Origin of the sequence: Actinosynnema sp. NPDC049800 (genome assembly GCF_040656635.1) — a bacterium.
Taxonomy (GTDB): Bacteria; Actinomycetota; Actinomycetes; order Mycobacteriales; family Pseudonocardiaceae; genus Actinosynnema.
In genome coordinates, this window is sequence record NZ_JBFAMT010000007.1 from 157365 (window position 1) to 182775 (window position 25411).

At 72.2% G+C, this 25411-nt stretch carries 20 protein-coding genes; 6 read left to right on the forward strand and 14 right to left on the reverse strand.

The features are described 5' to 3' along the window. The first annotated feature begins 58 nt into the window (after positions 1 to 58). The 3 genes from AB0I91_RS11805 to AB0I91_RS11815 all read left to right on the forward strand — a co-directional run bounded on the left by AB0I91_RS11805 (position 59) and on the right by AB0I91_RS11815 (position 4134). Entirely contained in the window at positions 59 to 847 is a 789-nt protein-coding gene (locus AB0I91_RS11805) for an SPFH domain-containing protein (RefSeq protein WP_498776124.1), read from the forward strand. A 70-nt stretch (positions 848 to 917) separates the two neighbouring features. Then, positions 918 to 2705 (forward strand): aa3-type cytochrome oxidase subunit I, encoded by a 1788-nt coding sequence (gene ctaD, locus AB0I91_RS11810; RefSeq protein WP_499636652.1) that lies wholly within the window; start codon positions 918 to 920, stop codon positions 2703 to 2705. A gap of 112 nt (positions 2706 to 2817) precedes the next feature. Next, positions 2818 to 4134, forward strand: a complete 1317-nt coding sequence (locus tag AB0I91_RS11815; protein ID WP_499636654.1) for an FG-GAP-like repeat-containing protein — start codon at positions 2818 to 2820, stop codon at positions 4132 to 4134. A gap of 46 nt (positions 4135 to 4180) precedes the next feature. Here the strand turns inward: AB0I91_RS11815 and AB0I91_RS11820 are convergent, their stop codons facing one another. From AB0I91_RS11820 to fabG, 9 genes are all read right to left on the reverse strand, one after another. Further along, a complete protein-coding gene (locus AB0I91_RS11820) occupies positions 4181 to 6115 on the reverse strand; it encodes a vWA domain-containing protein (protein ID WP_499636656.1) in 1935 nt (644 codons plus the stop codon). Beyond that, positions 6112 to 7497, reverse strand: coding sequence for a sigma 54-interacting transcriptional regulator (locus AB0I91_RS11825; protein ID WP_498775766.1), 1386 nt, complete (start codon positions 7495 to 7497; stop codon positions 6112 to 6114). Before AB0I91_RS11825 ends, AB0I91_RS11820 begins: the two co-directional genes overlap by 4 nt. Before the next feature lie 180 nt (positions 7498 to 7677). Beyond that, complete coding sequence (locus AB0I91_RS11830; protein WP_499636658.1) at positions 7678 to 8532, reverse strand: phosphotransferase; 855 nt, start codon at positions 8530 to 8532, stop codon at positions 7678 to 7680. Between the two features lie 113 nt (positions 8533 to 8645). Continuing rightward, positions 8646 to 10412 carry a glycoside hydrolase family 6 protein gene (locus AB0I91_RS11835; protein WP_499636660.1) on the reverse strand — a complete coding sequence of 589 codons (1767 nt, stop codon included), beginning with the start codon at positions 10410 to 10412 and terminating at the stop codon, positions 8646 to 8648. Positions 10413 to 10899: 487 nt separating this feature from the next. Further along, the gene (locus AB0I91_RS11840; protein WP_498775760.1) at positions 10900 to 11697 is read right to left on the reverse strand and encodes an Rv1486c family protein; all 798 of its coding nucleotides are present in this window, start codon (positions 11695 to 11697) and stop codon (positions 10900 to 10902) included. A 32-nt stretch (positions 11698 to 11729) separates the two neighbouring features. Then, positions 11730 to 12203 (reverse strand): YcxB family protein, encoded by a 474-nt coding sequence (locus AB0I91_RS11845; protein ID WP_498775758.1) that lies wholly within the window; start codon positions 12201 to 12203, stop codon positions 11730 to 11732. After that, positions 12200 to 13228, reverse strand: a complete 1029-nt coding sequence (locus AB0I91_RS11850; protein ID WP_499636662.1) for a ferrochelatase — start codon at positions 13226 to 13228, stop codon at positions 12200 to 12202. Before AB0I91_RS11850 ends, AB0I91_RS11845 begins: the two co-directional genes overlap by 4 nt. Before the next feature lie 78 nt (positions 13229 to 13306). After that, the gene (gene fabI / locus AB0I91_RS11855; RefSeq protein WP_498775754.1) at positions 13307 to 14074 is read right to left on the reverse strand and encodes an enoyl-ACP reductase FabI; all 768 of its coding nucleotides are present in this window, start codon (positions 14072 to 14074) and stop codon (positions 13307 to 13309) included. Between the two features lie 76 nt (positions 14075 to 14150). Next, a complete protein-coding gene (gene fabG / locus AB0I91_RS11860; protein ID WP_498775752.1) occupies positions 14151 to 14855 on the reverse strand; it encodes a 3-oxoacyl-ACP reductase FabG in 705 nt (234 codons plus the stop codon). 93 nt (positions 14856 to 14948) lie between these two features. On the opposite strand from fabG, the gene AB0I91_RS11865 reads away from it, so the two are divergent. Further along, positions 14949 to 17591, forward strand: coding sequence for an FAD-binding and (Fe-S)-binding domain-containing protein (locus AB0I91_RS11865; RefSeq protein ID WP_499636664.1), 2643 nt, complete (start codon positions 14949 to 14951; stop codon positions 17589 to 17591). A 12-nt stretch (positions 17592 to 17603) separates the two neighbouring features. Here the strand turns inward: AB0I91_RS11865 and AB0I91_RS11870 are convergent, their stop codons facing one another. Further along, positions 17604 to 18146: a TetR/AcrR family transcriptional regulator gene (locus AB0I91_RS11870; RefSeq protein ID WP_499636666.1), complete on the reverse strand. Its 543-nt coding sequence runs from the start codon at positions 18144 to 18146 to the stop codon at positions 17604 to 17606. Between the two features lie 98 nt (positions 18147 to 18244). Here AB0I91_RS11870 and AB0I91_RS11875 point away from each other — a divergent pair, with 98 nt between their 5' ends. After that, positions 18245 to 19135, forward strand: a complete 891-nt coding sequence (locus AB0I91_RS11875) for an NmrA family NAD(P)-binding protein (RefSeq protein ID WP_498775746.1) — start codon at positions 18245 to 18247, stop codon at positions 19133 to 19135. A gap of 17 nt (positions 19136 to 19152) precedes the next feature. On the opposite strand, the gene AB0I91_RS11880 is transcribed toward AB0I91_RS11875, so the two are convergent. Further along, positions 19153 to 19509, reverse strand: a complete 357-nt coding sequence (locus AB0I91_RS11880; RefSeq protein WP_499636668.1) for an ester cyclase — start codon at positions 19507 to 19509, stop codon at positions 19153 to 19155. Between the two features lie 275 nt (positions 19510 to 19784). Between AB0I91_RS11880 and AB0I91_RS11885 the strand changes: the two genes are divergently transcribed. Next, positions 19785 to 21362, forward strand: coding sequence for an alanine/glycine:cation symporter family protein (locus AB0I91_RS11885; RefSeq protein ID WP_499636670.1), 1578 nt, complete (start codon positions 19785 to 19787; stop codon positions 21360 to 21362). Positions 21363 to 21401: 39 nt separating this feature from the next. On the opposite strand, the gene cutA is transcribed toward AB0I91_RS11885, so the two are convergent. The 3 genes from cutA to AB0I91_RS11900 form a co-directional block, all read right to left on the reverse strand. After that, positions 21402 to 21731 (reverse strand): divalent-cation tolerance protein CutA, encoded by a 330-nt coding sequence (cutA, locus tag AB0I91_RS11890; RefSeq protein ID WP_498775740.1) that lies wholly within the window; start codon positions 21729 to 21731, stop codon positions 21402 to 21404. An 81-nt stretch (positions 21732 to 21812) separates the two neighbouring features. Further along, complete coding sequence (locus tag AB0I91_RS11895; protein WP_498775738.1) at positions 21813 to 22811, reverse strand: LacI family DNA-binding transcriptional regulator; 999 nt, start codon at positions 22809 to 22811, stop codon at positions 21813 to 21815. Position 22812: 1 nt separating this feature from the next. Then, the gene (locus AB0I91_RS11900; RefSeq protein ID WP_499636672.1) at positions 22813 to 25407 is read right to left on the reverse strand and encodes a beta-glucosidase family protein; all 2595 of its coding nucleotides are present in this window, start codon (positions 25405 to 25407) and stop codon (positions 22813 to 22815) included. Positions 25408 to 25411 lie beyond the last annotated feature (4 nt).

Below are 25411 nucleotides of genomic sequence, written 5' to 3' on the forward strand. Positions count from 1 at the left end.
GTCCGCACCGCGGGACGCGGGCGTACCCTCTGACCAGGGGACCTGGGAGATGGTCGCGATGATCCTGGACATCGTCATCGGCGCGCTGGGCCTGTTCGCCGTCGGCCTCGCGAGCAGCGCGCGCATCGTCAAGCAGTACGAGCAGGGCCTGGTGTTCCGCTTCGGCAGGGTGCGACCGGCGCTGCGCGGGCCGGGGCTGACCATGGTCGTGCCGGGCATCGACCGGCTGCGGAAGGTGAACCTCCAGATCGTCACCCAGCCCATCCCGGCTCAGGACGGCATCACCCGCGACAACGTCACCGTGCGCGTGGACGCCGTCGTGTACTTCAAGGTGGTCGACGCGGTGCGCGCCGTCGTCACGGTCGAGGACTACCGGTTCGCCATGCTCCAGGTCGCGCAGACGTCGTTGCGCTCGATCATCGGCAAGAGCGAGCTCGACGACCTGCTGTCCAACCGGGAACGCCTCAACCAGGGCCTGGAGCTGATGATCGACAACCCGGCGGTGTCCTGGGGCATCGAGATCGACCGGGTCGAGATCAAGGACGTGGCGCTGCCGGAGAGCATGAAGCGGTCCATGTCGCGGCAGGCCGAGGCGGAGCGGGAGCGGCGGGCGCGCATCATCACCGCCGACGGCGAGCTGCAGGCGTCGAAGAAGCTGTCCGAGGCCGCCGCGGCCATGTCCGCCACGCCAGCCGCGCTGCAGCTCAGGCTGCTGCAGACCATCGTCGAGGTGGCGGCGGAGAAGAACTCGACCCTGGTGCTGCCGTTCCCGGTCGAGTTGCTCCGCTTCCTCGAACGGGCGTCGGGCGCGATAGAACAGCAGGTCACGGTGCCCAAGCAGGGCTGAGCGTTTGCCCCGTGCGACGGACGGGGGGACGATGTGGTCTGGCTCACGTCGTCAGGACGAGGGAGGCGGCATGACCGCGCTCAAGCCGGAACCGGTGATCACCCACCCGGGTGCGGCCCGACGACGGTCCAAGGGCTCGGTGCTGCTGGGGCTGCTCCGCACGACCGACCCGAAGCAGATCGGGATCCTCTACCTGGTCACGTCGTTCATGTTCTTCATGGTCGGTGGCGTGATGGCCCTGCTCATCCGCGGCGAGCTGGCCCGGCCGGGGCTCCAGTTCCTGTCCAACGAGCAGTACAACCAGCTGTTCACCATGCACGGCACGATCATGCTGCTGCTGTACGCGACGCCGATCCTGTTCGGTTTCGCCAACTACATCCTGCCGCTGCAGATCGGCGCGCCGGACGTGGCGTTCCCCCGGCTCAACGCGTTCTCCTACTGGCTGTTCCTGTTCGGCGGGCTGACTGTGATGGCCGGGTTCCTCACGCCCGGCGGCGCGGCGGACTTCGGCTGGACCGCCTACACGCCGCTGAGCAGCGCCATCCACAGCCCCGGCATCGGACCGGACCTGTGGATCATGGGGCTGGCGGTGTCCGGCCTCGGCACGATCCTCGGCGGGGTCAACATGGTGACGACGGTGTGCTGCCTGCGCGCGCCCGGCATGACCATGTTCCGGATGCCGATCTTCACCTGGAACATCTTCGTCACCAGCATCCTGATCCTGCTGGCGTTCCCGATCCTGACCGCCGCGCTGATGGGCCTGGCCGCCGACCGGCACCTCGGCGCGCACGTGTTCGACCCCGCCAACGGCGGCGTGATCCTGTGGCAGCACCTGTTCTGGTTCTTCGGCCACCCCGAGGTCTACATCGTCGCGCTGCCGTTCTTCGGGATCGTGTCGGAGATCTTCCCGGTGTTCAGCCGCAAACCGCTGTTCGGCTACAAGGGACTGGTCTTCGCCACGTTCGCCATCGCCGCGCTGTCGGTGGCGGTGTGGGCGCACCACATGTTCGCCACCGGAGCGGTGCTGCTGCCGTTCTTCTCGCTGATGACGTTCCTGATCGCGGTGCCGACGGGCATCAAGTTCTTCAACTGGATCGGCACCATGTGGAAGGGGTCGATCACCCTGGAGACGCCGATGCTGTTCAGCATCGGGTTCCTCATCACGTTCCTGCTCGGCGGGCTGACGGGCATCATCCTGGCCTCGCCGCCGCTGGACTTCCACGTCACCGACACGTACTTCGTGGTGGCCCACTTCCACTACGTGCTGTTCGGCACGATCGTGTTCGCCACCTACGCGGGCCTGTACTTCTGGTTCCCCAAGATGACCGGGCGGATGCTGAACGAGCCGCTGGGCAAGCTGCACTTCTGGACCACGTTCCTGGGCTTCCACGGCACGTTCCTGATCCAGCACTGGCTCGGCAACATCGGCATGCCCCGCCGGTACGCCGACTACCTGCCCGGCGACGGCTTCACGCTGATGAACACGATCTCCACGATCGGGGCATTCCTGCTGGGCGCGTCCGTGCTGCCGTTCGTGTGGAACGTGCTGCGCAGCTACCGGTTCGGCGACCCGGCCGAGCGCGACGACCCGTGGGGCTTCGGCAATTCCCTCGAATGGGCGACGACGTGCCCGCCGCCACGGCACAACTTCACCGAGCTGCCGCGGATCCGGTCCGAGCGGCCCGCGTTCGAGCTGCACTACCCGCACATGGTGGAGCGGATGCGCGACGAGTCCCACTTCTCGCTGCGGCCCGGCAAGCACCGGGTCGAACCCGACGCCACGACCGAGAAGGCCCTCGCCTCGACCGAGCGGGAGCGCGAGACGAAGGACGAGGTCAAGGAGGACCGGCAGGACTGAGCCGGCCGCGTTGTCGGGCGTTCGCCTGATAGTCGGGCACCTGGTTGCTTCCCTACGGTGATGTGTCCCAGTCGGGACGGGGTTTCCGGACGACCGTTGGGGAGGACCTCGGATGTCACGAGGCAGAACGGCACGCCTGCGTGCCGCCGTGAGCGCTTGCCTGGCCGCCGCGGCCGGGCTGGTGGTGTTCGCGTCACCGGCGCAGGCCGCGCCCGCGTTCCAGTTGCCGTTCGAGTGCGGGCAGGAGTGGCGGCTGGACACGTGGGCGCACAGCCCCGCGCTGGACATGGTGCGCGAGCCGAACCAGGTGGGCACCCTGGGCGCGGCGCTGCTGGCGCCGGCGGCCGGCACGGTGAACAAGTCCACCTACCACGACAACGCCGGCCACATGATCCAGATCAACCACGGCGGCGGCCACTTCACCACCTACCTGCACCTGGACTCGCGTGCGGTCGGGGTCGGGGCGCGGGTCGCCCGGGGTCAGCTGATCGGGCGGGTCGGCAAGAGCGGCCCCACCTCCAACGGCCACCCGCACCTGCACTACGAGCAGGGCTTCGACGCGAACGGCGACGGCAGCGCCACCTGGGGCTTCGCCGGCGCGGAGCGCGTGGCGGCGACGTTCGACGGGGTCACCTACACCGGGGCCTCGCGGACCTGGCGTGACGTCACGAGCCGCAACTGCCAGGAGGAGCCCGACCTCGAACGGGTGTCGGACTTCAGCGGCGACGGCCACTCCGACGTGCTGGGCGTCAACGCCGCAGGCGACCTGCTCTACTACCCCAACAACGGCCTCGCACTCTCCACGCCCAAGCAGATCGGCCACGGCTGGCGCTCGTTCTCCCAGGTCACGGCCGCGGACTTCAGCGGCGACGGGAACGCGGACGTGCTCGGCGTCAGCGCCGCGGGCGACCTCCTCTACTACCCGAACAACGGCCTGGCGCTCTCGTCACCGAAGCAGATCGGGCACGGCTGGGGCTCGTTCTCCCACGTCATGGCAGCCGACTTCAGCGGCGACGGACACGCCGACGTGCTCGGCGTCAACGCCGCAGGCGACCTGCTCTACTACCCCAACAACGGCCTCGCACTCTCCACGCCCAAGCAGATCGGCCACGGCTGGGGCGCGTTCAGCCACGTCATGGCAGCCGACTTCAGCGGCGACGGACACGCCGACGTGCTCGGCGTCAACGCCGCAGGCGACCTCCTCTACTACCCGAACAACGGCCTGGCCCTCTCCACGCCCAAGCAGATCGGCCACGGCTGGGGCGCGTTCAAGCAGGTCTTCGCGTCCGACTTCAGCGGTGACGGGCACGCCGACGTGCTCGGCGTCGACGCCGCAGGCGACCTGCACTACTACCCGAACAACGGCCTGGCGCTCTCGTCACCGAAGCAGCTCGGACACGGTTGGGGCGCGTTCCCGCACGTGATGTGACCTCCGGGGGTGGCGCGGACCCGGCCGGGGACGCGCCACCCTCCCGTCAGCGGCGCTTGCGGGACCGCAGGTAGTCGCTGACCACGGCCGCGCCCAGGCCGTCCTCGCCGGGTGCGACGACCCGGCCGCCGGACCGCCGGGCCACCGTGTCGACGAACCTGGTCAGCCTCGGGTCGTCGCCGAGCCGGAACACCGTGATCGACGCGCCGAGCCGGGCCAGGTTGTCGACCTCGACCAGGGTCTTGCCGATGGTCCGCGGCAGCGGCGGGTACTGGAACTCGGCGTCGCCGGTCGCCTCCAGGTGCGCGGTCGGCTCGCCGTCGGTGACCACCAGGACCACCGGCTGCGCGTCGGGGTGCTTGCGGACGTGCCGCCCCGCCAGCAGCAGCGCGTGGTGCAGGTTCGTGCCCTGCTCCCACACCCCTTCCAGGGCGGTGAGCCGGCCGATGTCGACGGTCTCGGCGTGCCGGCCGAACGTGATCAGCTCCAGCGCGTCGGTGCGGAACCTGGTCCGCACCAGGTGGTGCAACGCCAGCGCGGTGCGCTTCATCGGCACCCACCGGCCGTCCTGCACCATCGACCAGGACGTGTCCACGCACAGCGCGACCGCCGCTCGTGACCGCTGCTCGGTCTCGCTCACCTCGACGTCGACCACGTCGAGCTCGACCGGGCCGCCCGCCGACCGCAGCACGGCGTTGGTGACGGTCCGCGGCACGTTCCACGGCTCGGTGTCCCCGAACCGCCACGGCCGGGTCGACCCGATCAGCTCACCGGCCGCGCCGGCGGACGAGTTGTCCCGCTGACCCTGCTCGCGGGCGCTGTCGAGCACGCCGCGCAACGCCGTCTCGCCCAACCGCCGCAACGCCTTCGGCGTCAGCCGCAGCGAGCCGTCCGGCGCGCGTTCCAGCAGGTTCTGCGACCGCAGCTCGCGTTCCAGCTCGGCCAGCCGCCGCGCGTCGACGCCCGCCTCCGCGCCGAGCTGCCGGACCAGCGCCTCCAGGTCGATGTCCTCCAGCCGCGCGCCGGGGTAGCCCTGCGAGAGCTGCTCGGCCAACGCGTCCAGCTCGGCCAGGTCCGCCATCGCCTGCGCGCCCTCGCCCAGGCCCAGCGGGTTGTTGCCGCGGAACCGCGCCGAGCCGTCCCAGTCCTCCCCCGGCCGCAGCCCTTGCAGCAGGGCGTCCAACCGGGACAGTTGCGAACCGACGCCCGAGTTGCCGAACGCCTGCTGCGACAACGACGACAGCTCCTGGCGCTGCTCCTCGGACATCGAGTTCATCATGCGCTGGGCGGCGGCGGACCGGGCGGCCAGCGCGTCGATCAGCTCGTCGACCGAATCCGGGTTCTCCGGGAAGAACTCGCCGTGCTCGCGCATGAACCGCTCGAACCGCTCGCCCGTGTCCTCGCCGGCGGCGTGCGCGGCGAGCAGGCCGTTGAGGTCGTCCAGCATGGACTGGATGCGCTGCACGTCCTCGGGCCGGACGTTCTCCATGGCCTGCTTCATGCCCTGGAAACGCTGGTCCATCAGCTCGCGGCCGAGCAGGTTGCGGATCTGCTCGTAGGACTCGCGGGCCTGCGGGGAGCGCCAGTCGTACTCGGCCAGCTCGCTCACCGCCGCCGCGGTCGACTGCGGCAACGCGTCCAGCCGGGCCTCGCGGAACCGCGCCTCGTCGTCCGGGTCGGGGAACAGCGCGGCCCGTTCGGCGGCCAACGCCTCCTCCAGCAGCCGCTGGATCTCCTGCAACGTGCCGTCGAGCCGGTGACGCCGGGTCAGCGCGGCGCGCTTCTGCCACAGCCGGGCGGTCAGGTCGTCCAGGCCGCGGGTGCCGGGCAGGCCCCGGCGCAGCAGCTCGCGCAGCGCCGAGGCGGGTGAGGAGCCCTCCATGACCTCGCGGCCGAGCTCGTCCATGGCCGCGCGCAGGTCGGTCGGCGGGGCGAGCGGGTCGGGCCCGTCGACGTACCGGCCGTACCGGTAGGCGCTCATCCGTACACCGTCCGGTCGTCGTCGCTGTCCTTGGACAGCTGACGGGTGAGGTAGAGCGATTCCAACGCCAGCTCGACGGCCGACGCGATGCGTCCCGCCGGGTCCTTGGGCCCGGCGCCGACCCGCTGCGCCACGTCGTGCAGCAAGGGCAGTTCGGGCAGCGCGGCCAGCATGTCGCCGGGGTGCACGCGTTCACCGGTGGCCACGGGGTGGCCGTCGGACACCAGCTCGGCCAGCGGCCGCAGGTCGATCCCCGCGAACGTGGACCGCGCCGCGTCCGCGGTCGCCCGGCGCAGCAGGTGGACCAGCACCTCCTGCTCGCGGCCCTCCTCGCCGGCCTCGAACTCCAGCTTGCCGCGCAGCACCTCCGTGACCGACTCCAGGTCGACCGGGCGGGCGATGGGCGGGTTCTCGCCGATCAGCGCGCTGCGGCGCAGGGCGCTGGCGGCCACCGTCTCCGCCGCCGCGACCGCGAACCTGGCCGACACGCCGGAGCGCTGGTCGATCGCGGACGACTCGCGCAGGTGCCGCACGAACCGGGCGATGACCTCCAGCAGGTGGTCGCCGACCTCGGCGACCAGGTGGGCCTCCTGGCGGACCAGCTCGACCTCGGCGCCGATCTCCAGCGGGTAGTGGGTGCGGATCTCCGCGCCGAAGCGGTCCTTGAGCGGCGTGATGATCCGGCCGCGGTTGGTGTAGTCCTCGGGGTTGGCGGTGGCGACGAGCAGGACGTCCAGCGGGAGCCGCAGCGTGTAGCCGCGGATCTGGATGTCGCGTTCCTCCATCACGTTCAGCAGCGCGACCTGGATGCGTTCGGCCAGGTCGGGCAGCTCGTTGACGGCGATGACGCCGCGGTGGGAGCGGGGCAGCAGGCCGTAGTGGATGGTCTCCGGGTCGCCGAGGCTGCGGCCCTGGGCGACCTTGACCGGGTCGACGTCGCCGACCAGGTCGCCGACGCTCGTGTCCGGGGTGGCGAGCTTCTCGGCGAACCTCTCGTCCCGGTGCTTCCAGGTGACGGGGAGCTCGTCGCCGAGTTCCTCCGCGCGGCGCTTCGACTCGGGGGTGATGGGGTCGAGCGGGTGCTCGTTCAGCTCGGCGCCCTCGATCACCGGGGTCCACTCGTCGAGCAGGCCGACGATGGTGCGCAGGAGTCGCGTCTTGCCCTGTCCCCGTTCGCCGAGGAGCACCACGTCGTGCCCCGCGAGGAGGGCGCGCTCCAGCTGCGGCAGGACGGTGCGGTCGAAGCCGACGATGCCGGGCCACGGGTCGCGGCCGTCGCGGAGGGCGGCCAGGAGGTTCTCCCGGATCTCGGCCTTGACCCCGCGCGGCAGATGACCGGCCGCGCGGAGGGCGCCTGCGGTGGTGGGAAGGTCAGAGGTCACTCCACCGAAGTTACGCACTGGCGGGCCGTCGGTCGACGTGAACCCACTCCACCTCGGGTTTCGCCCCTGGTGGACGCTTCGGCGCCGCGAATTGTCGGACCCTTCTGGGAGAATGAGAACAGGGGTCCCCTGGGCGGGGACTCTTGCGAAGCATCGGCGGGTTCAGCCGAGTCGGACGGTTCAGCGGGCCAGGGTGAGCAGGACCGTTCGGGTCGCCTCGTCGTCCAGGTAGGCGATGGCGGCCATCGGGGCCAGGGCTCGGCACCACTCGTGCAGCCGGTCGGGGTCCAGGGCGGCCTCCTCGGCCACGGCGGTCGCGCGTTCGGCCACGCCCTCGTGGCCCGCGCCGGCCAGGGCGTAGTCCACGACGTCGAAGCACGGGTCGCCCACGCACGGCCGCGGGTCGATGGCCATCAGGAGGTCTCCGCCGCTCAGGACGTTGCCCAGGTGGAGATCACCGTGCAGCAGCGCGTGCGGCTGGGTGTCGAGCAGTGCCCGGCAGCGGTCCAGGGCCCGGGTCCACGTCTGCTGCGGGATGTGGGCGGCCACCGCGGGGTCGGCCAGACGGCGGCCGATGCGGGTGTAGGCCTCCTCACAGCGGGCGCGCAGGGTCAGCCACCGCCGTCCCCCGGTCGGCGCGGTGTGCAGCGCGGCCACCAGGTCGGCCCACTCCCGCGGTGCCGGCGGGGCCGGCAGTTCGTCGGCCGGGGTCCCGGGTCGGACCTCCTCCATCAGCACCGTTCCGTCCGCCTCGGCCAGTACCGCCGGCACGCGGCCGGACGGGGCGAAGTGCCGCAGCACCGACGCCTGCTCGGCCAGGAACACCGGGTCCGGGCTCAGCTTCAGCACCAGCGGCGCGTCCCCCCGCGCGCACGCCACCACGACCGACGAAGCACCCGGCGGCATCACCTCGCCCAAGGTGAGGTCCCAGCGGGCGGCGGCCTCGGCCGCCTGCTCCGGCACGCGCGCGCACCACTCGGCCACCGAAGGGCCGAACCTCAGGGTCAACCGCTCGGTGATCTCCTCGACGTCCACCCGTGCCACGGTAGGGGCGGGCACAACCGGATCAACGCCCGTAGGCGACGCCCGGGATGGGCGCCGCCTACGGTGTGCAGAGCTGTTCAGTTGTCGTGCCGGTCAGCCTGTGGTCACAGCGCCGGGTAGGCGTTGGCCATGAGCTGCTGGAACTGGGCCGAGAACCAGTGGCCCGAGAGCGGCGCGTCGGCGAGAGCACCCGACGGGTTGTTGCCGTTGCGGATGTTGCCACCGTAGGTCGGGTCGCACATCCGGTCGAGGCGCTTGCCCTCGTCGTTCGGGATCTCGCTGGACGCACCGTCGGACTCGCCCGGCGGCTTGATCCAGACGTAGGCGTCGATGCTCGGCTTCGGCGCGGCCTTGGGCCGCTCGCCCAGACCGGCGCCGGCCTGGTTGCACCAGTTGCCCTTCTGGTAGCGGCGGTCGATGCGCGACTCGTTCACGTAGGCGTCCGCGGTGGTCGCGGTCGACTTCGCGGTGGGCCGGTTCGGGCCGCCCCAACCGTTGCGCGAGGTGTCGATCAGCATGCCGATGCTGCTGTCGAAGCCCTGCTTGACGAGCTCGGCGCGCATCGCCGTGGCGAAGCCCAGCTCACCGTTGAAGTCGTTCCAGTCGACCCACTTGGCGTTCTCCTTCACCGGGCGACCGCCGACCAGGTCGTCGACCGTCCAGTACGGCTCCTCCAGCGCGGAGTAGTTCGCCGTGTTGGTGGCGAAGCCGTGGACCTTCTCCTTGGTGGCGCCGTTCTTGCCCAGGATCGCCGCGAACTGCTTCGCCGAAGCGTAGAAGTTGTCGTACTCGGGAACCGTGTCGCCCCACCCGATCCAGCCGTGGTGGCCGGAGTCGAGGTAGTTGTAGACGTTCGGGATGTCACCCAGCTTGCCGACGGCGTACGAGACGCCCTCGACGTAGTTGCCGTTCGCCTTCATCGTGTCGCAGGCCGGCACGGCCGTGGCACGCGGGGACACGTTGGTGACGAGGTTCGGCAGCGAGTCGATCTCGATGACCGCGACGATGCGCAGCTTCGAGTACTTCGGGTTGCTGACGATGCTCGTGATCTTGTCGATGTACTCGGTCTTGTAGCGACCGATCTCTGTCGGGCCCAGCTCACCGGCGGAGGCCAGCGCGGCGCAGTCGCGACCGGGCAGGTTGTAGACGACGAACTGGAAGACCAGCTCGCCGTCCGAACGCGCGGCGCGCTGCTTCTCGGCCTCGTCGAGGTGGGCGGCCAGGCCCATGCTGCCGGTCGTGGGCGAGCCGTTGCCCTCGATCGCGCTGGTCCGGTCCAGCCACACCGCGGTGGGCTGGTTCGCGATCCGCGAGCCACCCGCCTCGGCGGCGGCGCGAGCCGACCACTGCGGGTTGACGTACACGCCCGCGCCCACGTACGGGTTGTCCACCCTCGGACCGCCCGGGTTGTTGCCCGTGGTGGTGGTCGTGGTCGTGGTGCTGGTCGTCGTGCTCGTGGTCGTGCTGGTGGTGGTGGTCGTCGTCGTCGTGTCGATCGACCCCGTGCACACCGTGCCGTTCAGCCGGAACTGCGTGGGCACCGGGTTGGACCCGGTCCACGAGCCGTTGAAGCCGGGCGTCACCGACGCGCCGGTGCCGAGGTTGCCGGCCCAAGAGGGGTTGCGGACCGTCACGCGCGTCCCGGACTGGGAGAACGTGCCGTTCCAACCCTGCTGGACCCGCTGGCCGGCGGCGAAGTCCCACTCCAGCGTCCAACCGCCGGAAATGGCGTCACCCAGGTTGGTGACCGTGACGTTGGCGCCGAATCCGCCTTGCCACTGGTTCGTGATCTGGTACGCCACCCGACAACCGGGTGCGGCGTTGGCGGTGGCGGTCGAAGCCACCACCCCGGCAACGGACAGTGCCGCCACCGAGGTCACCGCCAATGCCCCGGTCAGTTTCCGGGAGCGTACGAATGTGCGCAGACTCATGCATCGCCTCCTTGCGAGCAACCCGCCATCTGGGAGCGCTCCCAGCGATTCGCCGAATCGGGATTCGACGCGAGACCGAAACAGCTTCCTGGGAGCGCTCCCAGACGTACCGTAACGCACGACACCTCGTGTTGACGAGGGGTTGACCTGGACATAATCCGTCGCTATACCCGGGCACGTACCCTGTCGCAGGCCTGTTGAGCTGGCCTTATGGCGCTTCGACCGCCGTCAGGATTCGCCGCGCACGTTCGGCCGGAATCGATTCGGAGCGCGAATGGCCGTCACCCGGATCACCTGTTCGGCCGATAGTCGGCGAGGTTCGGGAGTACGTTCGCCGTCGAATATTCGATTCACCGTGCCACGATCGGACAATCATCCATTTCGATGGTCACCGAATAGCTGTCGAATATTCGACGACGACTGCCGCCTAATGGCGGCCGGCACCCTGATCCGAAAGGACCCGGACGGCTTCGTCCACGGCGGCGAGCCGGGCCAGCCGCACGGCCTCGGACAACGGCCGCAGCGCCTCGTCCCGCGCCCTCGTCGCGGTCGCGGACACGGCTCCGCCCGGCGCGTCCGACGCCGCCACGGTGAGGATCGCGGCGACCTCGGAGGCGCGCTGGAGCACGCGCAGGGCGCGGGGCGGCATCCCGGCGGGCCACTCCAGCGCCGTGTGCTCCGCGGACAGCGCGGCGATCTCGGCCCGCACGTTCGGGCGGTGCCGCGCCACGTCCAGCGTCACCAGCGCGGTGGCCGCCTCGCGCATCGCCGACGCCAGCCCGTGCTCGGCCTCGCCGATCGGCACGTGCTCGCCGGTCGGCGCGCCGGGCAGGTCGAACACCGTCCACCGCACGACACCGTCGGCCACCAGCTTCGGCACCAGCCCCACGCCGACCTCGGGCAGCACGGCGGCCTCGCCCGCGCGCAACGCGGACTTCCCGAGCGGACCGTTGGCCCCGAGCCCGCGCACGTCACCGGGCACGGGGATGACCAGCCGGGCCGTGGTCGCGGACGCGCGGCGCAACGACGCCAGCAGCAGCGCGGGGCCGACCGGGGCCTCGTCGGGGCCGGGCAGGTCCAGCGCCGTCGCGGTGCCGTCGTCGTCGGCCACCACTTCGTGCAGACCGGCCCAGAACCCCAAGGCGTCGAGGACGTCGTCGGCCGCGGCCGCACCATGCAGCCAGGCTGACGTCCAGACGACCAGCGTCGCACTCGCACAAGACACGCCTACCGAGGGTACGCGGGCCCTGCGCCGGCTCAGGCCGCCGGGCCGACGTGTTCCACCAGCAGGGAGCGGAACTTCTCGACCGCCTCGGCGTCGGCGAACGCGCGGTGCGGCACGGCGTACACGGCGGTCGTGCCGGTCCGCAGCACGAACCCCCGCGCCGTCTCCACCCAGCCGGGCAGTTCGGCCCAGCTCAGCTCGCTGCGCGCGGCCTCGCCGACGGACATCCGCAACGAGTGCGCGTCCGCCGTGCCGGTCACCGCCTTGGCCGCCAGCGGGTGGTTGTGGAAGTTCACCGCGGTGCCCACCGGGACGAGTGCGATGATGATCACAGCGAGCACGAGCCCGAACACGCCCGCCCACGTCATGCCCATCACCAGCACGACGACGCCCAGCACGGCGAGCACCGCGGCGAACCACGGCGCCCACCGGTACAGCGGCACGGAGGTGCGCAGCGCGTCACGCCAGTCGGCGGGCCGCGGCGACCAGCTGAAGTCCACGCTCACCGGCCCGCTCCCGGCCGTTTCACGGGCTCGCAGCACCGCGTGGCGCAGAACGCGCCGTCGACCGTGCAGCCCAGCGCCGGGAACTCCGAGAGCTTGCGGGCCGGGGCGTCCGCCACGTGCTCGGCGACGAGTTCCGCCACCAGTTCGGCGAACCGGGGGTCGTCGTTGGGCGTGGCGGCGCGGGCGAAGCCCATGCCCAGCTCCTGCGCCCGCTCACGGGCCTCGGTGTCGAGGTCCCACACCACTTCCAGGTGATCGCTGACGAACCCGATCGGGCACACCACCACGTTGCGCACGCCCTTGTCGTAGAGGGTGTCCAGGTGGTCCACGATGTCCGGTTCCAGCCACGGGACCTGCGGCGGGCCGGACCGGGACTGCCACACCACGTCGTGGTCGGCCGCGCCCACGGCCTCGGCGACCAGGCGTGACGCCTCGGCGACCTGCCTGGAGTAGAGGTGGCCGCCGTCCTCGGGCGGTCCGGCGGCCTTGTCGGCCGACACCGGCACCGAGTGCGCGGTGAACACCACCCGGTAGTCGTCACCGGGCAGCTGGGCCGCGGCGGCGCGCACGGCGTCCGCGAACGACGCCACGAACAGCGGGTGGTCGAAGAACTGGCGCAGCTTGACCAGCTCGGGCGCGTCCTCGACCGCCGCCCGCGCGCGCAGGATGTCCTCGTCGTACTGCCGGCACGCCGAGTAGCCGCCGTAGGCGCTGGTCGGGAAGACGAGGGCGCGGCGGACGCCGGCGGCCTTCATCTCGGCCAGCGCGTCCTCGACCATCGGGTGCCAGTTGCGGTTGCCGAAGTAGATCGGCAGGTCGACCAGGCCGCGCACGGCCTCGATCGCGGCGCGGTTGAGCGCGTTGATCGGCGACACGCCGCCGAAGTGCTGGTAGTGCTGCTCCACCTCGTCCAACCGCTCGGGCGGCACGCCCCGGCCCCGGGTCACGTTCTCGAGGAAGGGGCGGACGTCGTCGGGTCCTTCCGGTCCGCCGAAGGACAGCCAGAGCAGCGCGTCGTAACTCACCCCGACATCCTCGCGCCGCCGCCCGGCGGCCGCACAACCGGGTCGGCGTGATCGAACCCACGCCGACCCGGTGGTGCGCTAGAGCCCCAGGAAGTGCACGCCGCCGTCGACGAACACCATCGAGCCGGTGGTGGCCGGGAACCAGTCCGACAGCAGCCCGCACACCGACTTGGCGACCGGCTCCGGGTCGTCCACGTTCCAGCCCAGCGGGGCCTTCTCGCCCCACATGGCCTCCAGGGCCGGGAAGCCGGGGATCGACTTGGCGGCCATGGTGCGCACGGGGCCCGCCGAGACCAGGTTGATCCGGATGCCCTTCGGGCCGAGCTCGCGGGCCAGGTAGCGGTTGATCGACTCGAACGCCGCCTTCGTCGGGCCCATCCAGTTGTAGGCGGGCCACACCTGGCGGGCGTCGAAGTCGAGGCCGACCACCGACGCGCCGCTGCCCAGCAGCGGCAGGGTGGCGGTCACCAGCGACTTGTAGGAGTACGCCGAGACGTGCATGGCCGTGGCCACGTCCTCCCAGGGCGCGTCCATGAAGGGCGCGCCCAGGCACGACGGCGGGGCGTAGCCGATCGCGTGCACCACGCCGTCCAGGCCGTCCACGTGCTCGCGCAGCCGGTCCGCCAACGTGTCCAGGTGCTCCTGGTTCTGCACGTCGAGCTCGACCACCGGCGCGGCCTGCGGCAGGCGCTTGGCGATCCGCTCCACGAGGCTCATCCGGCCGAAGCCGGTGAGCACGACCTGGGCGCCCTGCTCCTGGGCGACCTTGGCCACGTGGAAGGCGATCGACGCGTCCGTGATCACACCGGTGATCAGCAGCCGCTTGCCTTCGAGCAGTCCCGTCACTGAAACCCGTCCTCCGAGGTGTTGTGCTTGGTAGTGGTGCCCGCCCAGTGGTTCGGCGGCACAGTGGGTCGGCGGTTCAGTGGCCCATGCCGAGGCCGCCGTCGACCGGCAGCACCGCGCCGGTGATGTAGGCGGCGGCGTCGGAGGCCAGGAAGGTGACGGCGGCGGCGATCTCGTCGGTCGTGCCGTAGCGGCCCGACGGCACCTGGGCGAGGATCTGCTTCTTGCGGTCCTCCGGCAGCGCGTCGGTCATGTCCGTGGTGATGAAGCCGGGCGCGACGACGTTCGCGGTGATGTTGCGCGTGCCGAGCTCGCGGGCGATCGACCGGGCCACGCCCACCAGGCCCGCCTTGCTGGCCGCGTAGTTGACCTGGCCCGCGCCGCCCGCGAGGCCGACCACGGACGAGATGAACACGATGCGGCCGTAGCGCTTGCGCAGCATGCCCTTGGACGCGCGCTGCGCGACCCGGAACGCGCCGGTCAGGTTGGCGTCGAGGACGCGGGTGAACTGCTCGTCGGTCATCCGCAGCAGGAGGGTGTCGTCGGTGATGCCCGCGTTGGCCACGACCACCTCGACCGGCCCGTGCGCGGCCTCGACCTCGGCGAACGCCGCGTCCACCTCGGTGGAGCTGGTCACGTCGCACTTGACGCCGAGCAGGCCCTCGGGCGCGCCGGAGCCGCGGTGGGTCACCGCGACCTTGTCGCCCTGCGCCGCGAACGCCCGCGCGATCGCCAGACCGATGCCCCGGTTGCCCCCGGTGACCAGAACCGACCTCGACACGCTTGCTCCCATCGCTGCTGGTTGATGCGGGGCGAGGCTATCCCCTACCCCTAAGTACGCCACCATTGGCCGGGGGTGGATCACAATCGGGCGGTGACCGGTTTCGTCGAACACCTCCGGGTCGCGGTGGACGGCGACGTGCTCGCCGACCCCGGCGACCGCGCGCTGTACTCCGTCGACGCGTCCAACTACCGCCACGTGCCGCTGGTCGTCGTGCGACCCCGGTCGGTGGACGGGGTGGTGGCGGCGGTCGGGGTGGCGGTCGAGCACGGCGTGCCGATCACGAACCGTGGCGCCGGCACGTCGATCGCGGGCAACTCGGCGGGCGCCGGCCTGGTGATCGACTTCTCCCGGTACCTCGACCGGGTGATCTCGGTGGACCCGGTCGAGCGGGTCGCGGTGGTGCAGCCCGGCGTGGTGCTGGACCGGCTCAACGACGCCGCCCGGCCGCACGGGCTGGTGTTCGGGCCCGACCCGTCCACCCACTCGCGCTGCACGCTCGGCGGCATGATCGGCAACGACGCGTGCGGCGCGCACTCCGTGGCGTGGGGCAAGACCAGCGACAACGTGCGCGCCCTCGACGTGCTGCTGGCCGACGGCCGCCGGTTCGACACCCGCACTCCCCCGCCGCTCGACCTGCCCGAGGTGGACCCGGCGTGGTTCCCCGCGCTGGACCGCCGGGTGTCCGGCTACCGGCTGGACGCGTTGCCGGACCTGACCAGGGCGCTGGTCGGCTCGGAGGGCACGTGCGCGACCGTGCTCGGCGCGACGGTCCGGCTGGTGCAGGCCCCGCCGCGCCGGGTGCTGGCCGTGCTCGGCTTCGACGGTCCCTACGACGCCGCCGATTTGGCCCCGCAGCTGCGCGAGCTGGACGTGCTCACCATCGAGGGCCTCAACGCCGAGCTGGCGCGGGTGGCCGGCGAGTCCCGGCGGCTGCTGCCGCGCGGCGAGAGCTGGCTGTTCGTCGAGACGGCGGAGGACGCGGTCGCGCACCGGGCCGCCGCGCTCGCGCCGCACTCGGTGGTGGTGACCGATCCGGCACGGCAGCGCGCGCTGTGGCGGGTAAGGGAGGACGGCGCGGGGCTGGCGACGCGGATGGCCGACGGCGGCGAGGCGTGGTCAGGGTGGGAGGACGCGGCCGTGCCGCCCGAGCGGCTGGGCGCCTACCTGCGGGAGTTCGACGCGTTGCTGGCCGGGCACGGCAGGCGCGGCGTCACCTACGGGCACTACGGCGAGGGCTGCCTGCACGTGCGGATCGACTTCGACTTCCGGCGCGGGCACCGGTCGTTCCTGGAGGACGCGGCGGACCTGGTGGTGGCGCACGGCGGGTCGTTGTCCGGCGAGCACGGCGACGGGCAGGCCCGTTCGGAGCTGCTGCCCCGGATGTACCCGCCGGCCGCGATCGAGGCGTTCGGGCGGTTCAAGGCGGCGTTCGACCCGGACAACCGGATGAACCCGGGCCGGATCGTGGCGCCCGCGAAGCTGGACGAGGACCTGCGGGTGCTGGTCGCGCCACCGGTGATCCCGACCAGGGCGAAGCTCGCGCTGCCCGCCGACGGCGGTGACCTGGCGGCGGCGACGCGGCGGTGCGTCGGCGTGGGCAAGTGCCTGAACACCTCCGGCGGGGTGATGTGCCCGAGCTACCGGGTGACGAAGGAGGAGAAGCACTCCACGCGCGGGCGGGCGCGGCTGTTGTTCGAGATGCTCGGCGGCCAGGTGGTGCGCGGCGGGTGGCGGTCCGAGGAGGTCCGCGACGCGCTGGACCTGTGCCTGGGCTGCAAGGGGTGCAAGCGGGACTGCCCGGTGGACGTGGACATGGCCACCTACAAGGCGGAGTTCCTGCACCACCACTACCGGGGACGGGTGCGGCCCGCGGCGCACTACTCGATGGGCTGGTTGCCGCTGTGGCTGCGGTTGCGGCTGGTGAACGGGCTCACCGCGCGGCTGGGGAGGTTCGGCGGCGTGGCGCCGGAACGGCCGCTGCCGACGCCGGTGCGGTCGTTCCAGTCGAGGTTCGCCGGTGGTGGCGGTGGTGATCGGGTGCTGCTGTTCCCGGACACGTTCACCAACCACTTCGAGCCGGGGATCGGGTTCGACGCGGCGGCGGTGCTCGGGCACGCGGGTCAGGCGGTCGAGGTGCCGCGGGGCGCGGTGTGCTGCGGGTTGACGTGGTTCTCCACCGGCCAGGTGGGCGTGGCTCGGCGGGTGGTGCGGCGGACGGCCCGCGTGCTGCGGCCGTGGACGCGCGACGGCGTGCCGGTGGTGGGGCTGGAGCCGAGCTGCACGGCGTTCCTGCGGTCCGACGCGCTGGAGGTGGCGGGCGACGACCCGGACGTGGTGCGGCTGGCGGAGTCGGTGCGCACGTTCGCCGAGCACGTGTCGCCGCTGCTGGAGCCGGTGGCGGGCGACGGCGTGCGGGCGGTCGTGCAGCCGCACTGCCACCAGTACGCGGAGCTGGGCCTGGACGCGGACCGGGAGTTGCTGGCCAGGACCGGGGTGAGCGCGTCGGTGCTGGAGGGGTGCTGCGGGCTGGCAGGCAACTTCGGCTTCGAGCGCGGGCACTACGACGTGTCGATGGCGGTGGGCGAGCAGACCCTGTTCCCGGCCGTGCGGGCCGCCGACGCGGGCACCGCGGTCGTGGCGGACGGCTTCAGCTGCCGCACGCAGGTCCGGCACGGGTCGGACGCCGAACCCGTGCACACGGCCACCCTGCTCCGGCGGCGGCTGGGGATCTGACCCGCTCGGTGGTCACGGTCGCGGCCCGGGGTGGATGCCGGTCAGCGCCAGGGTGAGCAGGCGGTCGGCTTCGCCGGGCTCGCCCTCCGCGGCCAGCGCGACGGCGTTGGCCAGCTTGAGCAGGTCCACGATCGGCACGTCGGCGCGCACGTCGCCCGCACGGCGGGCCGCCGCCAGCAGTCCGTCACCGGCCGTGGTGATCATCGCGTGGCACGTGCGGCCGAGGGACGGGTCCGCGCCGCGCAGCAGTGACGCGGCCAGGCCCCGGTTCGCCGCCGCGTGCCCGCCGACCGCGCGCAGCCAGGCCACCAGGGCGGGTCCGGGGGCCAGGTCGGCGGCGAGGGCGCGGGCCTGGTCGCACAACGCCTCGACCCGGTCGGTGAACACCGCTTCCAGCAGCGCCTGACGGGTCGGGAAGTGCCGGTGCAGGGTGGCCGACCCGACCTCCGCCCGACGGGCGATCTCCTCCAGCGACGCGTCCGCGCCCTGCTCGGCGATCGCGACCCCGGCGACCTCGACGATCCGCTCCCGGTTCCGGCGCGCGTCGGCCCGCATCGGACGGCTCCTCCCGAAAGGCACTGGACCAAGTGGGGTGGTCCTCCATATCGTACCGGGCAGCAAACGGGGGCCCACCCCGGTTACGGAGGAGAACTGTGGACAGGACGATCGCGGTGGTCGGCGCGACCGGCACGCAGGGCCGTGCGGTGACGGCACGGCTGCTGGCGGACGGGTGGCGCGTCCGCGCGCTGACCCGCGACCCGGCGAGGGCCGGGCGGTCGCCGGCGCCGCTGGTGCGCGCCGACATGGAGGACGTGGACTCGCTGGTCGCCGCGATGGACGGCGCGCACGGGGTGTTCAGCGTGCAGCCGACGGTCGGCTCGCCCGGCACCCCGCCGGGGTTCGGCGCCGACGACGAGGTCCGCTGGGGCGTCAACGTCGCCGAAGCCGCCCGGAAAGCCGGTGTCGGGCACTTCGTGTTCAGCTCGGTGGCCGGCGCGGGCCGCCACGCCACCGAGGTGCTGCCGGTCAACGTCGTCAGCAAGCACCGGATCGAACGGCACGTCGCCGCCCTCGGCCTGCCCGCCACGGTCCTGCGCCCGGTGTCGTTCATGGAGAACTTCACCGGCGGTTACGCCCTGCGGGGCGGCACGGTGTCCACCGGCCTCGCGCCGCACGTGCCGCAGCAGCTCATCGCGGTGGACGACGTGGCCGCGTTCGTCGCGGCGGCGTTCGCCGAGCCGCACGAGTGGATCGGCCGCGCGCAGGACCTGGCCGGGGACGAGGTCACGCCGGTCGGGATCGCCGCCGCGATCTCGGCGGCCACCGGGCGCGAGCTGCCCTACGAGCAGGTCCCGATCGAGGCCGTCAGGCGGATCGGCGAGGACTTCGCGCACGCCAACGAGTGGCTGAACGAGCGCGGCTACCGAGCCGACGTCGCGGCCACCCGCAGGCTGCGCCCCGGGCTGCTCGACCTGCGCGCCTGGCTGGCCGCCACCGGCGCCGCGCTGATCACGGCGTTCCTGGACGGTCGGCCGCCGCGGTGAGCCGCGCCGGGCGGTCGTCAGCTCCGCGCCCGGGTGGCGACCCAGTACTCGACGAACAGGCCGTCCCGGACCCGCAGGATGTCGTTGCCGAGGAAGCTCGCCCGCCCGTCCGCGGTCCGGCCCCGGCCGGTCCAGCGGGCCGCGACGAGGTCGCCTTCGACGATGGGGCCGACGTCGAGGGTGAAGGACAGGTCGGTGAACATCGCGTGGGTCTCGCCGACGACGGCGGCGAGCTCGGCGGGTCCGGTCACGTCGCGGTCGGGCCAGTGCCCGACGAAGTCCGCGCCGACCAGCCGCTCGGCGGCGTCGGGGCCGCCGTTCCACAGCTCGTCGAGCCACCGCCGGTACAGGTCGTGGGCTGGGGTCGAGGCCATGCCCGAGGGGTGACCCGGGACCGACCCGCCAAACCGCCCGGACGTCACGTGAGGGCGGAGGCCGGGCGGGGTGGGCAGGCGGTCGGCTTCGGCCGGGGTGAGCGACGGCCCGGTGAGCGACGGCCCGGTGAGCGACGGCCCGGTGAGCGGGCGGCCGAGGGCGGACCTGATCACCGCGTTCGGTGCACGCGGTCGGTCACGGAGGTGAACCGAACCTAAAGAAATGCTCAAGTCCACTTTCTCCGGACTCACCGCATCCGGTCAACTACCCGCTCATGACCACAAGTCCACCCTTGCCACCGCCGCCTACCGTCCTCGCCGCCGAGGGCGGCACGCTGTCCACGGTCGAGGAGGTGATCAACAACGCCTTCACGCCGGTCTCGGAGGCCGTCTCGGGCTTCATCTTCGCCGAGGTCACGGTCTTCGGCGTGACGTTCCCGTGGATCGTCGGCTGGCTGGTGCTGGCCGCCGCGATCTTCACCACGTACTTCGGCGTCATCCAGCTGCGCGGTTTCGGCACCGCGCTGCGGATCGTGCGCGGCAAGCACAGCAAGCCGGACGACCCCGGCGAGATCAGCCACTTCCAGGCGCTCAGCTCGGCCGTGTCGGGCACCGTCGGCCTGGGCAACATCGCCGGTGTCGGCGTCGCGGTGACCATCGGCGGCGCGGGCGCGACGTTCTGGATGATCGTGTGCGGCCTGCTCGGCATGTGCACGAAGTTCGTCGAGTGCACGCTGGGCGTGAAGTACCGGGACGTGCACGCGGACGGCTCGGTGTCCGGCGGTCCCATGCACTACCTGCGCAAGGGCCTGGCGGAGCGCTTCCCCAACGCGGCCGGGCGCGGTGTCGGCCGGGTGCTCGCCGCCGGCGCCGCGATCATGATCCTGTTCTTCGGGATCGCGGGCGGCAACATGTTCCAGGCCAACCAGACGTTCGCGCAGCTCCGCTCGGTGACCGGCGGCGCGGACGGCTTCCTCGGCGGCGACGGCGCGGCGCTCGTCTTCGGCATCGTCCTGGCGCTGGTCGTCGGCGCGGTCATCATCGGAGGCATCAAGTCCATCGGCCGCGTCACCGGCAAGCTGGTGCCCGCGATGGCGATCCTCTACGTCTCGGGCTGCCTCGTCGTCATCCTGCTGAACGTCACCACGATCCCGGACGCGATCGGCCAGATCGTCTCGGGCGCGTTCAGCGCCGACAGCGTCGCGGGAGGCGCTGTCGGCGCGTTGATCGTCGGGTTCCAGCGGGCCGCGTTCTCCAACGAGGCCGGCCTCGGCTCGGCGTCCATCGCGCACTCCGCGGTGAAGACCCGCCGCCCGGTGACCGAGGGCTACGTGGCGTTGCTCGAGCCGTTCATCGACACCGTGGTCATCTGCACGATGACCGCGTTGACCATCGTCGTGGCGCAGACCCAGTTCTGGAAGGACGCCCAGGCCACGGTCGCGGCGGGCGGACCGCGCCCGGACGGCGTCACGGTCACCTCGGAGTCCTTCGGCACCGTGCTGCCGTGGTTCCCGTACGTGCTGACGGTGGCCGTCGTCCTGTTCGCCGTGTCCACGATCATCACGTGGAGCTACTACGGCGAGAAGGCGTGGGTCTACCTGTTCGGCAAGAGCAAGGGCAGCGAGACCGCCTACCGGGTGATCTTCTGCGCGTTCATCGTGGTCGGCTCGGTGCTCACGCTGGGCAGCGTGCTGGACTTCGCCGACGCGGTGCTGTTCACGCTGGCGCTGTTCAACATCATCGGCCTGTACCTGCTCGCGCCGGTGGTCAAGCGGGAGCTGAAGGCGTTCCGCACGTCGCTGGCCGCGGAACGCGCCGAAGAACGCGCTCGGGCGACGACCGAGACCAGGTGAACACCGGGTGGCGGTCCGCGGGGCGCGGGCCGCCACCCGTCACGTGGGCGGTCGGGTCTCCTCGGTGAGCCACGCCAGGTAGTCGGGGTTGCCGCCGAGCACGGGCAGGGCCAGCACCTCGGGCACGTCGTAGGTGTGCCGCGCCGTCACGAACTCGGTCAGCTCGTCCACCCGGTCGTAGGCGGTCTTGATCCAGAGCTGCCACTCGCGGTCGTCGTTGACCGCGCCCTCCCACCGGTAGACGCTGCGGACCGGGCCGCTGATCTGCACGCACGCCGCGAGCCGCGCCCCCACGATCGCCTTCGCCAACGCGCCGGCCGCGTCCTCGCTGTCGGTGGTGGTGATGACCACGACGTGGTTGTCGCTCATCCACCGGAGGGTAGCGGCGGCGGCACGTCGGCGACGCCCGACTTCCCGGGCGTCGCCGAGCCGATCGCGGACGGGCGGCCGTCAGCGGGTCGTGCTGGCCCGTTCGGTCAGCCTCGGGGGCAGTAACGTCAGCGGCGGGGTCGGTGTCCGGTCCAGCTTGGCCATCAGCAGCGCCACCGCGTGGTGGCCCAACTGCTCGGCGGGCACGGCCACCGAGGTCAGCGCCGGTGTCAGCCGTTCGGCCTGGTCGTCCGGGCAGATCGCGATCACGGCGATGTCGTCGGGCACCTTGCGGCCCAGCGACCGCAGCACCTCGACCACCGACGGCAACGCGGCCTCGTTGTGCACCACCAGGCCCGTCACCGCGGGGTGGCGCTCCAGCAGGCCGGTGATGGCCGCCCGCACCGACTCGTGGTCGGTCTCCGTGGGCAGCGTGGTCGAGGAGACGCCGCGCCGCATCGCCGCCGCGCTGAACCCGGCCATGGTCCGGTGCGCGAAACCGGTGTCGCGCTGGTAGACCGCGCGCGGCGCGCCGACCAGCGCCACGTAGGTGTGCCCGAGGTCGGCCAGGTGGTCCACGCACCGCGAACCCGCCTCGGCGAAGTCCAGGTCCACGCACGTCAACCCGGCCGCGTCGGCGGGGAAGCCGATCAGCACCGACGGCCGGTCCAGGTCCCGCAGCACGGGCACGCGCTCGTCGTGCATCTCCACGTCCATCACGAGCAGCCCGTCGACCTGGGCGCTGCCCGCCACCCGGCGCAGGCCCGCCGCGCCCTGGTCCGCGGTCACCAGCAGCACGTCGTGGTCGTGCCGGCGGGCCGCGTTGGCGACCGCGACGACGAACTGCATCAGCACCGGCATGTGCATGCCCTCGCGCATCGGCAGCACGAGCGCGAGCACGTTGGCGCGGTTGCTGGCCAGCGACCTGGCGCCCGCGTGCGGGTGGTAGCCCAGCGCCCGCACGCTCGCCTCGACCCTCGCCTTGGTGGCCGTGGAGATCGAGCGGCGGCCGGTGAGCACGTAGGACACGGTGCTGGGCGCGACCCCGGCGTGCCGCGCGACGTCGGCGATGGTGACCACGTCAGCGCACCTCCCGCACGCGCACGCCGGCCGTGTCGGCGGTGAGCACCAGCGACGTGCCGTCGACCGAGATCCGGGTGCCCGGTGGCGCGGACCGCGACCCGGGTGTCACGTCCTCGAAGGAGATCCACGCGCCCTCGCGGGTGAACACGACCTCGTCGTCCACGAGTCGCACGCCGTCGCAGTCGTCGAAGTCCAAGGCGGGCAACGCACCCGTGCGCGGCACGAGCACCTCCCCCGGCACGTCGACCAGCAGCCGGGCCCGGACGTCCCGCGAGGACGCCCCGGCCAGCAGCTCGTACCGACCGGCCTCGACCACCCGGCGGCCGGTGACGACGTCCCAGTGCCACAGCTGGTCCGACCGCAGCTCGACCACCGCCGTCCCGCCCGGCTCGAGGTGGACCCGGTGGAACGACTGGAGCCTGCGCACCGGCAGCCGCACCCGCGAGTCGAGCGCCGCGGCGTACAGCTGCACGACTTCCGCGCCCGCGACGTCACCGGTGTTCGTGACCGAGACCGTGGCGACGCCGTCGGCCCACGTGAGGTCGGAGTACTCGAACTCGGTGTAGGACAGGCCGTGGCCGAACGGGAACAGCGGCTCGCCGGTGAAGTACAGGTACGTGGCGCCGGCCCGGATGATGTCGTAGTCGAAGATGTCCGGCAGGTCGTCGTCGGACCGGTACCAGGTCTGGGTGAGCCTGCCCGACGGGGAGAACGCGCCGAACAACGCCTCCGCGACCGCCCGGCCCTGCTCCTGCCCGCCGTGCGCGGTCCACACGATGCCCGGCAGGTGCTCCTCCTCGCCGTCCAGCGCGTACGGGTAGCTGCTCACGAGCACCAGCACCGTGTTCCGGTTCGCCTCCCGCACCGCGCGCACCAGGTCGAGCGACGGCAGGCGCAGCGTGGTGCGGTCCTCGGTCTCGCGGCCGTTGATGTGCGGGTCGTTGCCCAGCACCAGCACGACGGTGTCGGCCCGCGCGGCGACCTCCGCGGCGGCGGCGATCCCGTCCACCACGCGTTCGATCTCGAAGGGGGTGCTGTCCAGTCGAGCACCGCTGCCGTCCAGCGTTGCCGGGTCGTCGTCTCCGCCGACGGTGTTGCGCAGCACCACACCGCCGTCGGTGAGCCTGGGCTCGAACAGCTCGCGCACGTCCCAGCCGCCCGGCGTCGCGGCCGTGGCGACCAGCGAGCCGTCCTCCGCCACGCCCAGGTAGCGGCGGGAACCCACGTCCCGCAACGTCCACACGCCGTCGCCCCAGTCGAAGCGGTCGAACAGCGCCCGCTCCCCCAGGCCCACGACGCCGCCGCGCACGCCGAGGTAGCGGCCGTCCGCCGCGCGCAGCGCGATCCGGTCGACCCCCTCGACGTAGGCGACGGAGGAGGCGAACTCCTCCAGTCCCCTTCGGACGGTCACCTGGTACGGCGGGGTGCCGCTGTACCAGTCCTCGAACACCGCGTCCGCGTGCGTGCCGATGACGGCCAGCTTCGTGCCGCGCGCCAACGGCAGCGCGGACTCGTTGCGCAGCAGCACGACCGCCTGCCGCGCGGCTTCCAGCGCCAGCCCGCCGTGCGTGCCGATCACGTCGGAGGTGATGGCCCGGTAGGGGTTGACGTCCGCCGGGTCGTCCCGGTCCCCGGGCGCGGGGTCGAACTCGCCGAGCCGGAACCGCAGCGCGAGCACCCGGCCCACGGCCCGCTCCACCACCGCCCGGTCCAGCAGGCCGTCCTTGATCGCCGTGGTGACGCTCTCGACCGTCAACGTCGGGTCGGCGTCCTGGTCGGTGAAGCTGTCCAGGCCCGCGTTCAGCAACGCCGCGTGCCCCTCGGCCTGCGTCGGCAGGTACGCCTGCAACCCGGCCACGTTCGAGGGCGCGTAGGCGTCGCTGACGACCGCGAGACCGTCCGGCGCCCACGTCCGCAACTCCTGCTCGATCAACGGGCTCAGGTGCGCGGGACGGCCGTTGACCAGGTTGTACGACGGCATCACCGCCACCGCCGCGCCCGCCTCGACCGGGCCCCGGAAGCACGGCAGCTCGTACTCGTGCAGCACCCTCGGCCGGAGGTCGGACGAGGTGACGCAGCGGTCGTCCTCGTTGTTGTAGCCCAGGAAGTGCTTCAACGTCGGCGCTGTCCGCAGGTAGCGCGGGTGGTCGCCGCGCAGACCGCTCGCGTACGCCGTGCCCATCGCGGCGGTCAGCGTCGGGTCCTCGGAGTAGCCCTCCTCGTTGCGGCCCCAGCGCGGGTCGCGCAACGGGTTCACCACCGGCGCCCACACGTTCAGCCCGTGCGCGACCGGGTCCCGGTGGTGGAAGCCCCGCGCCTCCACGCCGACGGCCTCGCCGACCCGCCGCACGAGCTCGGTGTCCCACGAGGAACCCAGCCCGACCGCTTGCGGGAACACGGTCGCCACGCCGTTCCACGCGACGCCGTGCAGCACCTCCATGCCCGTGTGGAACGCCGCCAACCCCAGTCTCGGCACGGCAGGCTGGTGCTGGTGCAGCAGCGCCACCTTCTCCTCGTCGGTCAGCCGGCCGAGCAGGTCGGTCACCCTGTCCTCGACCGGCAGACCCGGGTCGCGGAACGGCAGCGGGTCCACGGCA

Excerpts from the sequence above, each read along its gene's own strand:
- AB0I91_RS11805 (WP_498776124.1), top strand. The coding sequence starts at position 59 with ATGATCCTGGACATCGTCATCGGCGCGCTGGGCCTGTTCGCCGTCGGC.
- ctaD (WP_499636652.1), top strand. The coding sequence starts at position 918 with ATGACCGCGCTCAAGCCGGAACCGGTGATCACCCACCCGGGTGCGGCC.
- AB0I91_RS11815 (WP_499636654.1), top strand. The coding sequence starts at position 2,818 with ATGTCACGAGGCAGAACGGCACGCCTGCGTGCCGCCGTGAGCGCTTGC.
- AB0I91_RS11820 (WP_499636656.1), bottom strand. The coding sequence starts at position 6,115 with ATGAGCGCCTACCGGTACGGCCGGTACGTCGACGGGCCCGACCCGCTC.
- AB0I91_RS11870 (WP_499636666.1), bottom strand. The coding sequence starts at position 18,146 with ATGCGGGCCGACGCGCGCCGGAACCGGGAGCGGATCGTCGAGGTCGCC.
- AB0I91_RS11880 (WP_499636668.1), bottom strand. The coding sequence starts at position 19,509 with ATGGCCTCGACCCCAGCCCACGACCTGTACCGGCGGTGGCTCGACGAG.
- AB0I91_RS11885 (WP_499636670.1), top strand. The coding sequence starts at position 19,785 with ATGACCACAAGTCCACCCTTGCCACCGCCGCCTACCGTCCTCGCCGCC.
- cutA (WP_498775740.1), bottom strand. The coding sequence starts at position 21,731 with ATGAGCGACAACCACGTCGTGGTCATCACCACCACCGACAGCGAGGAC.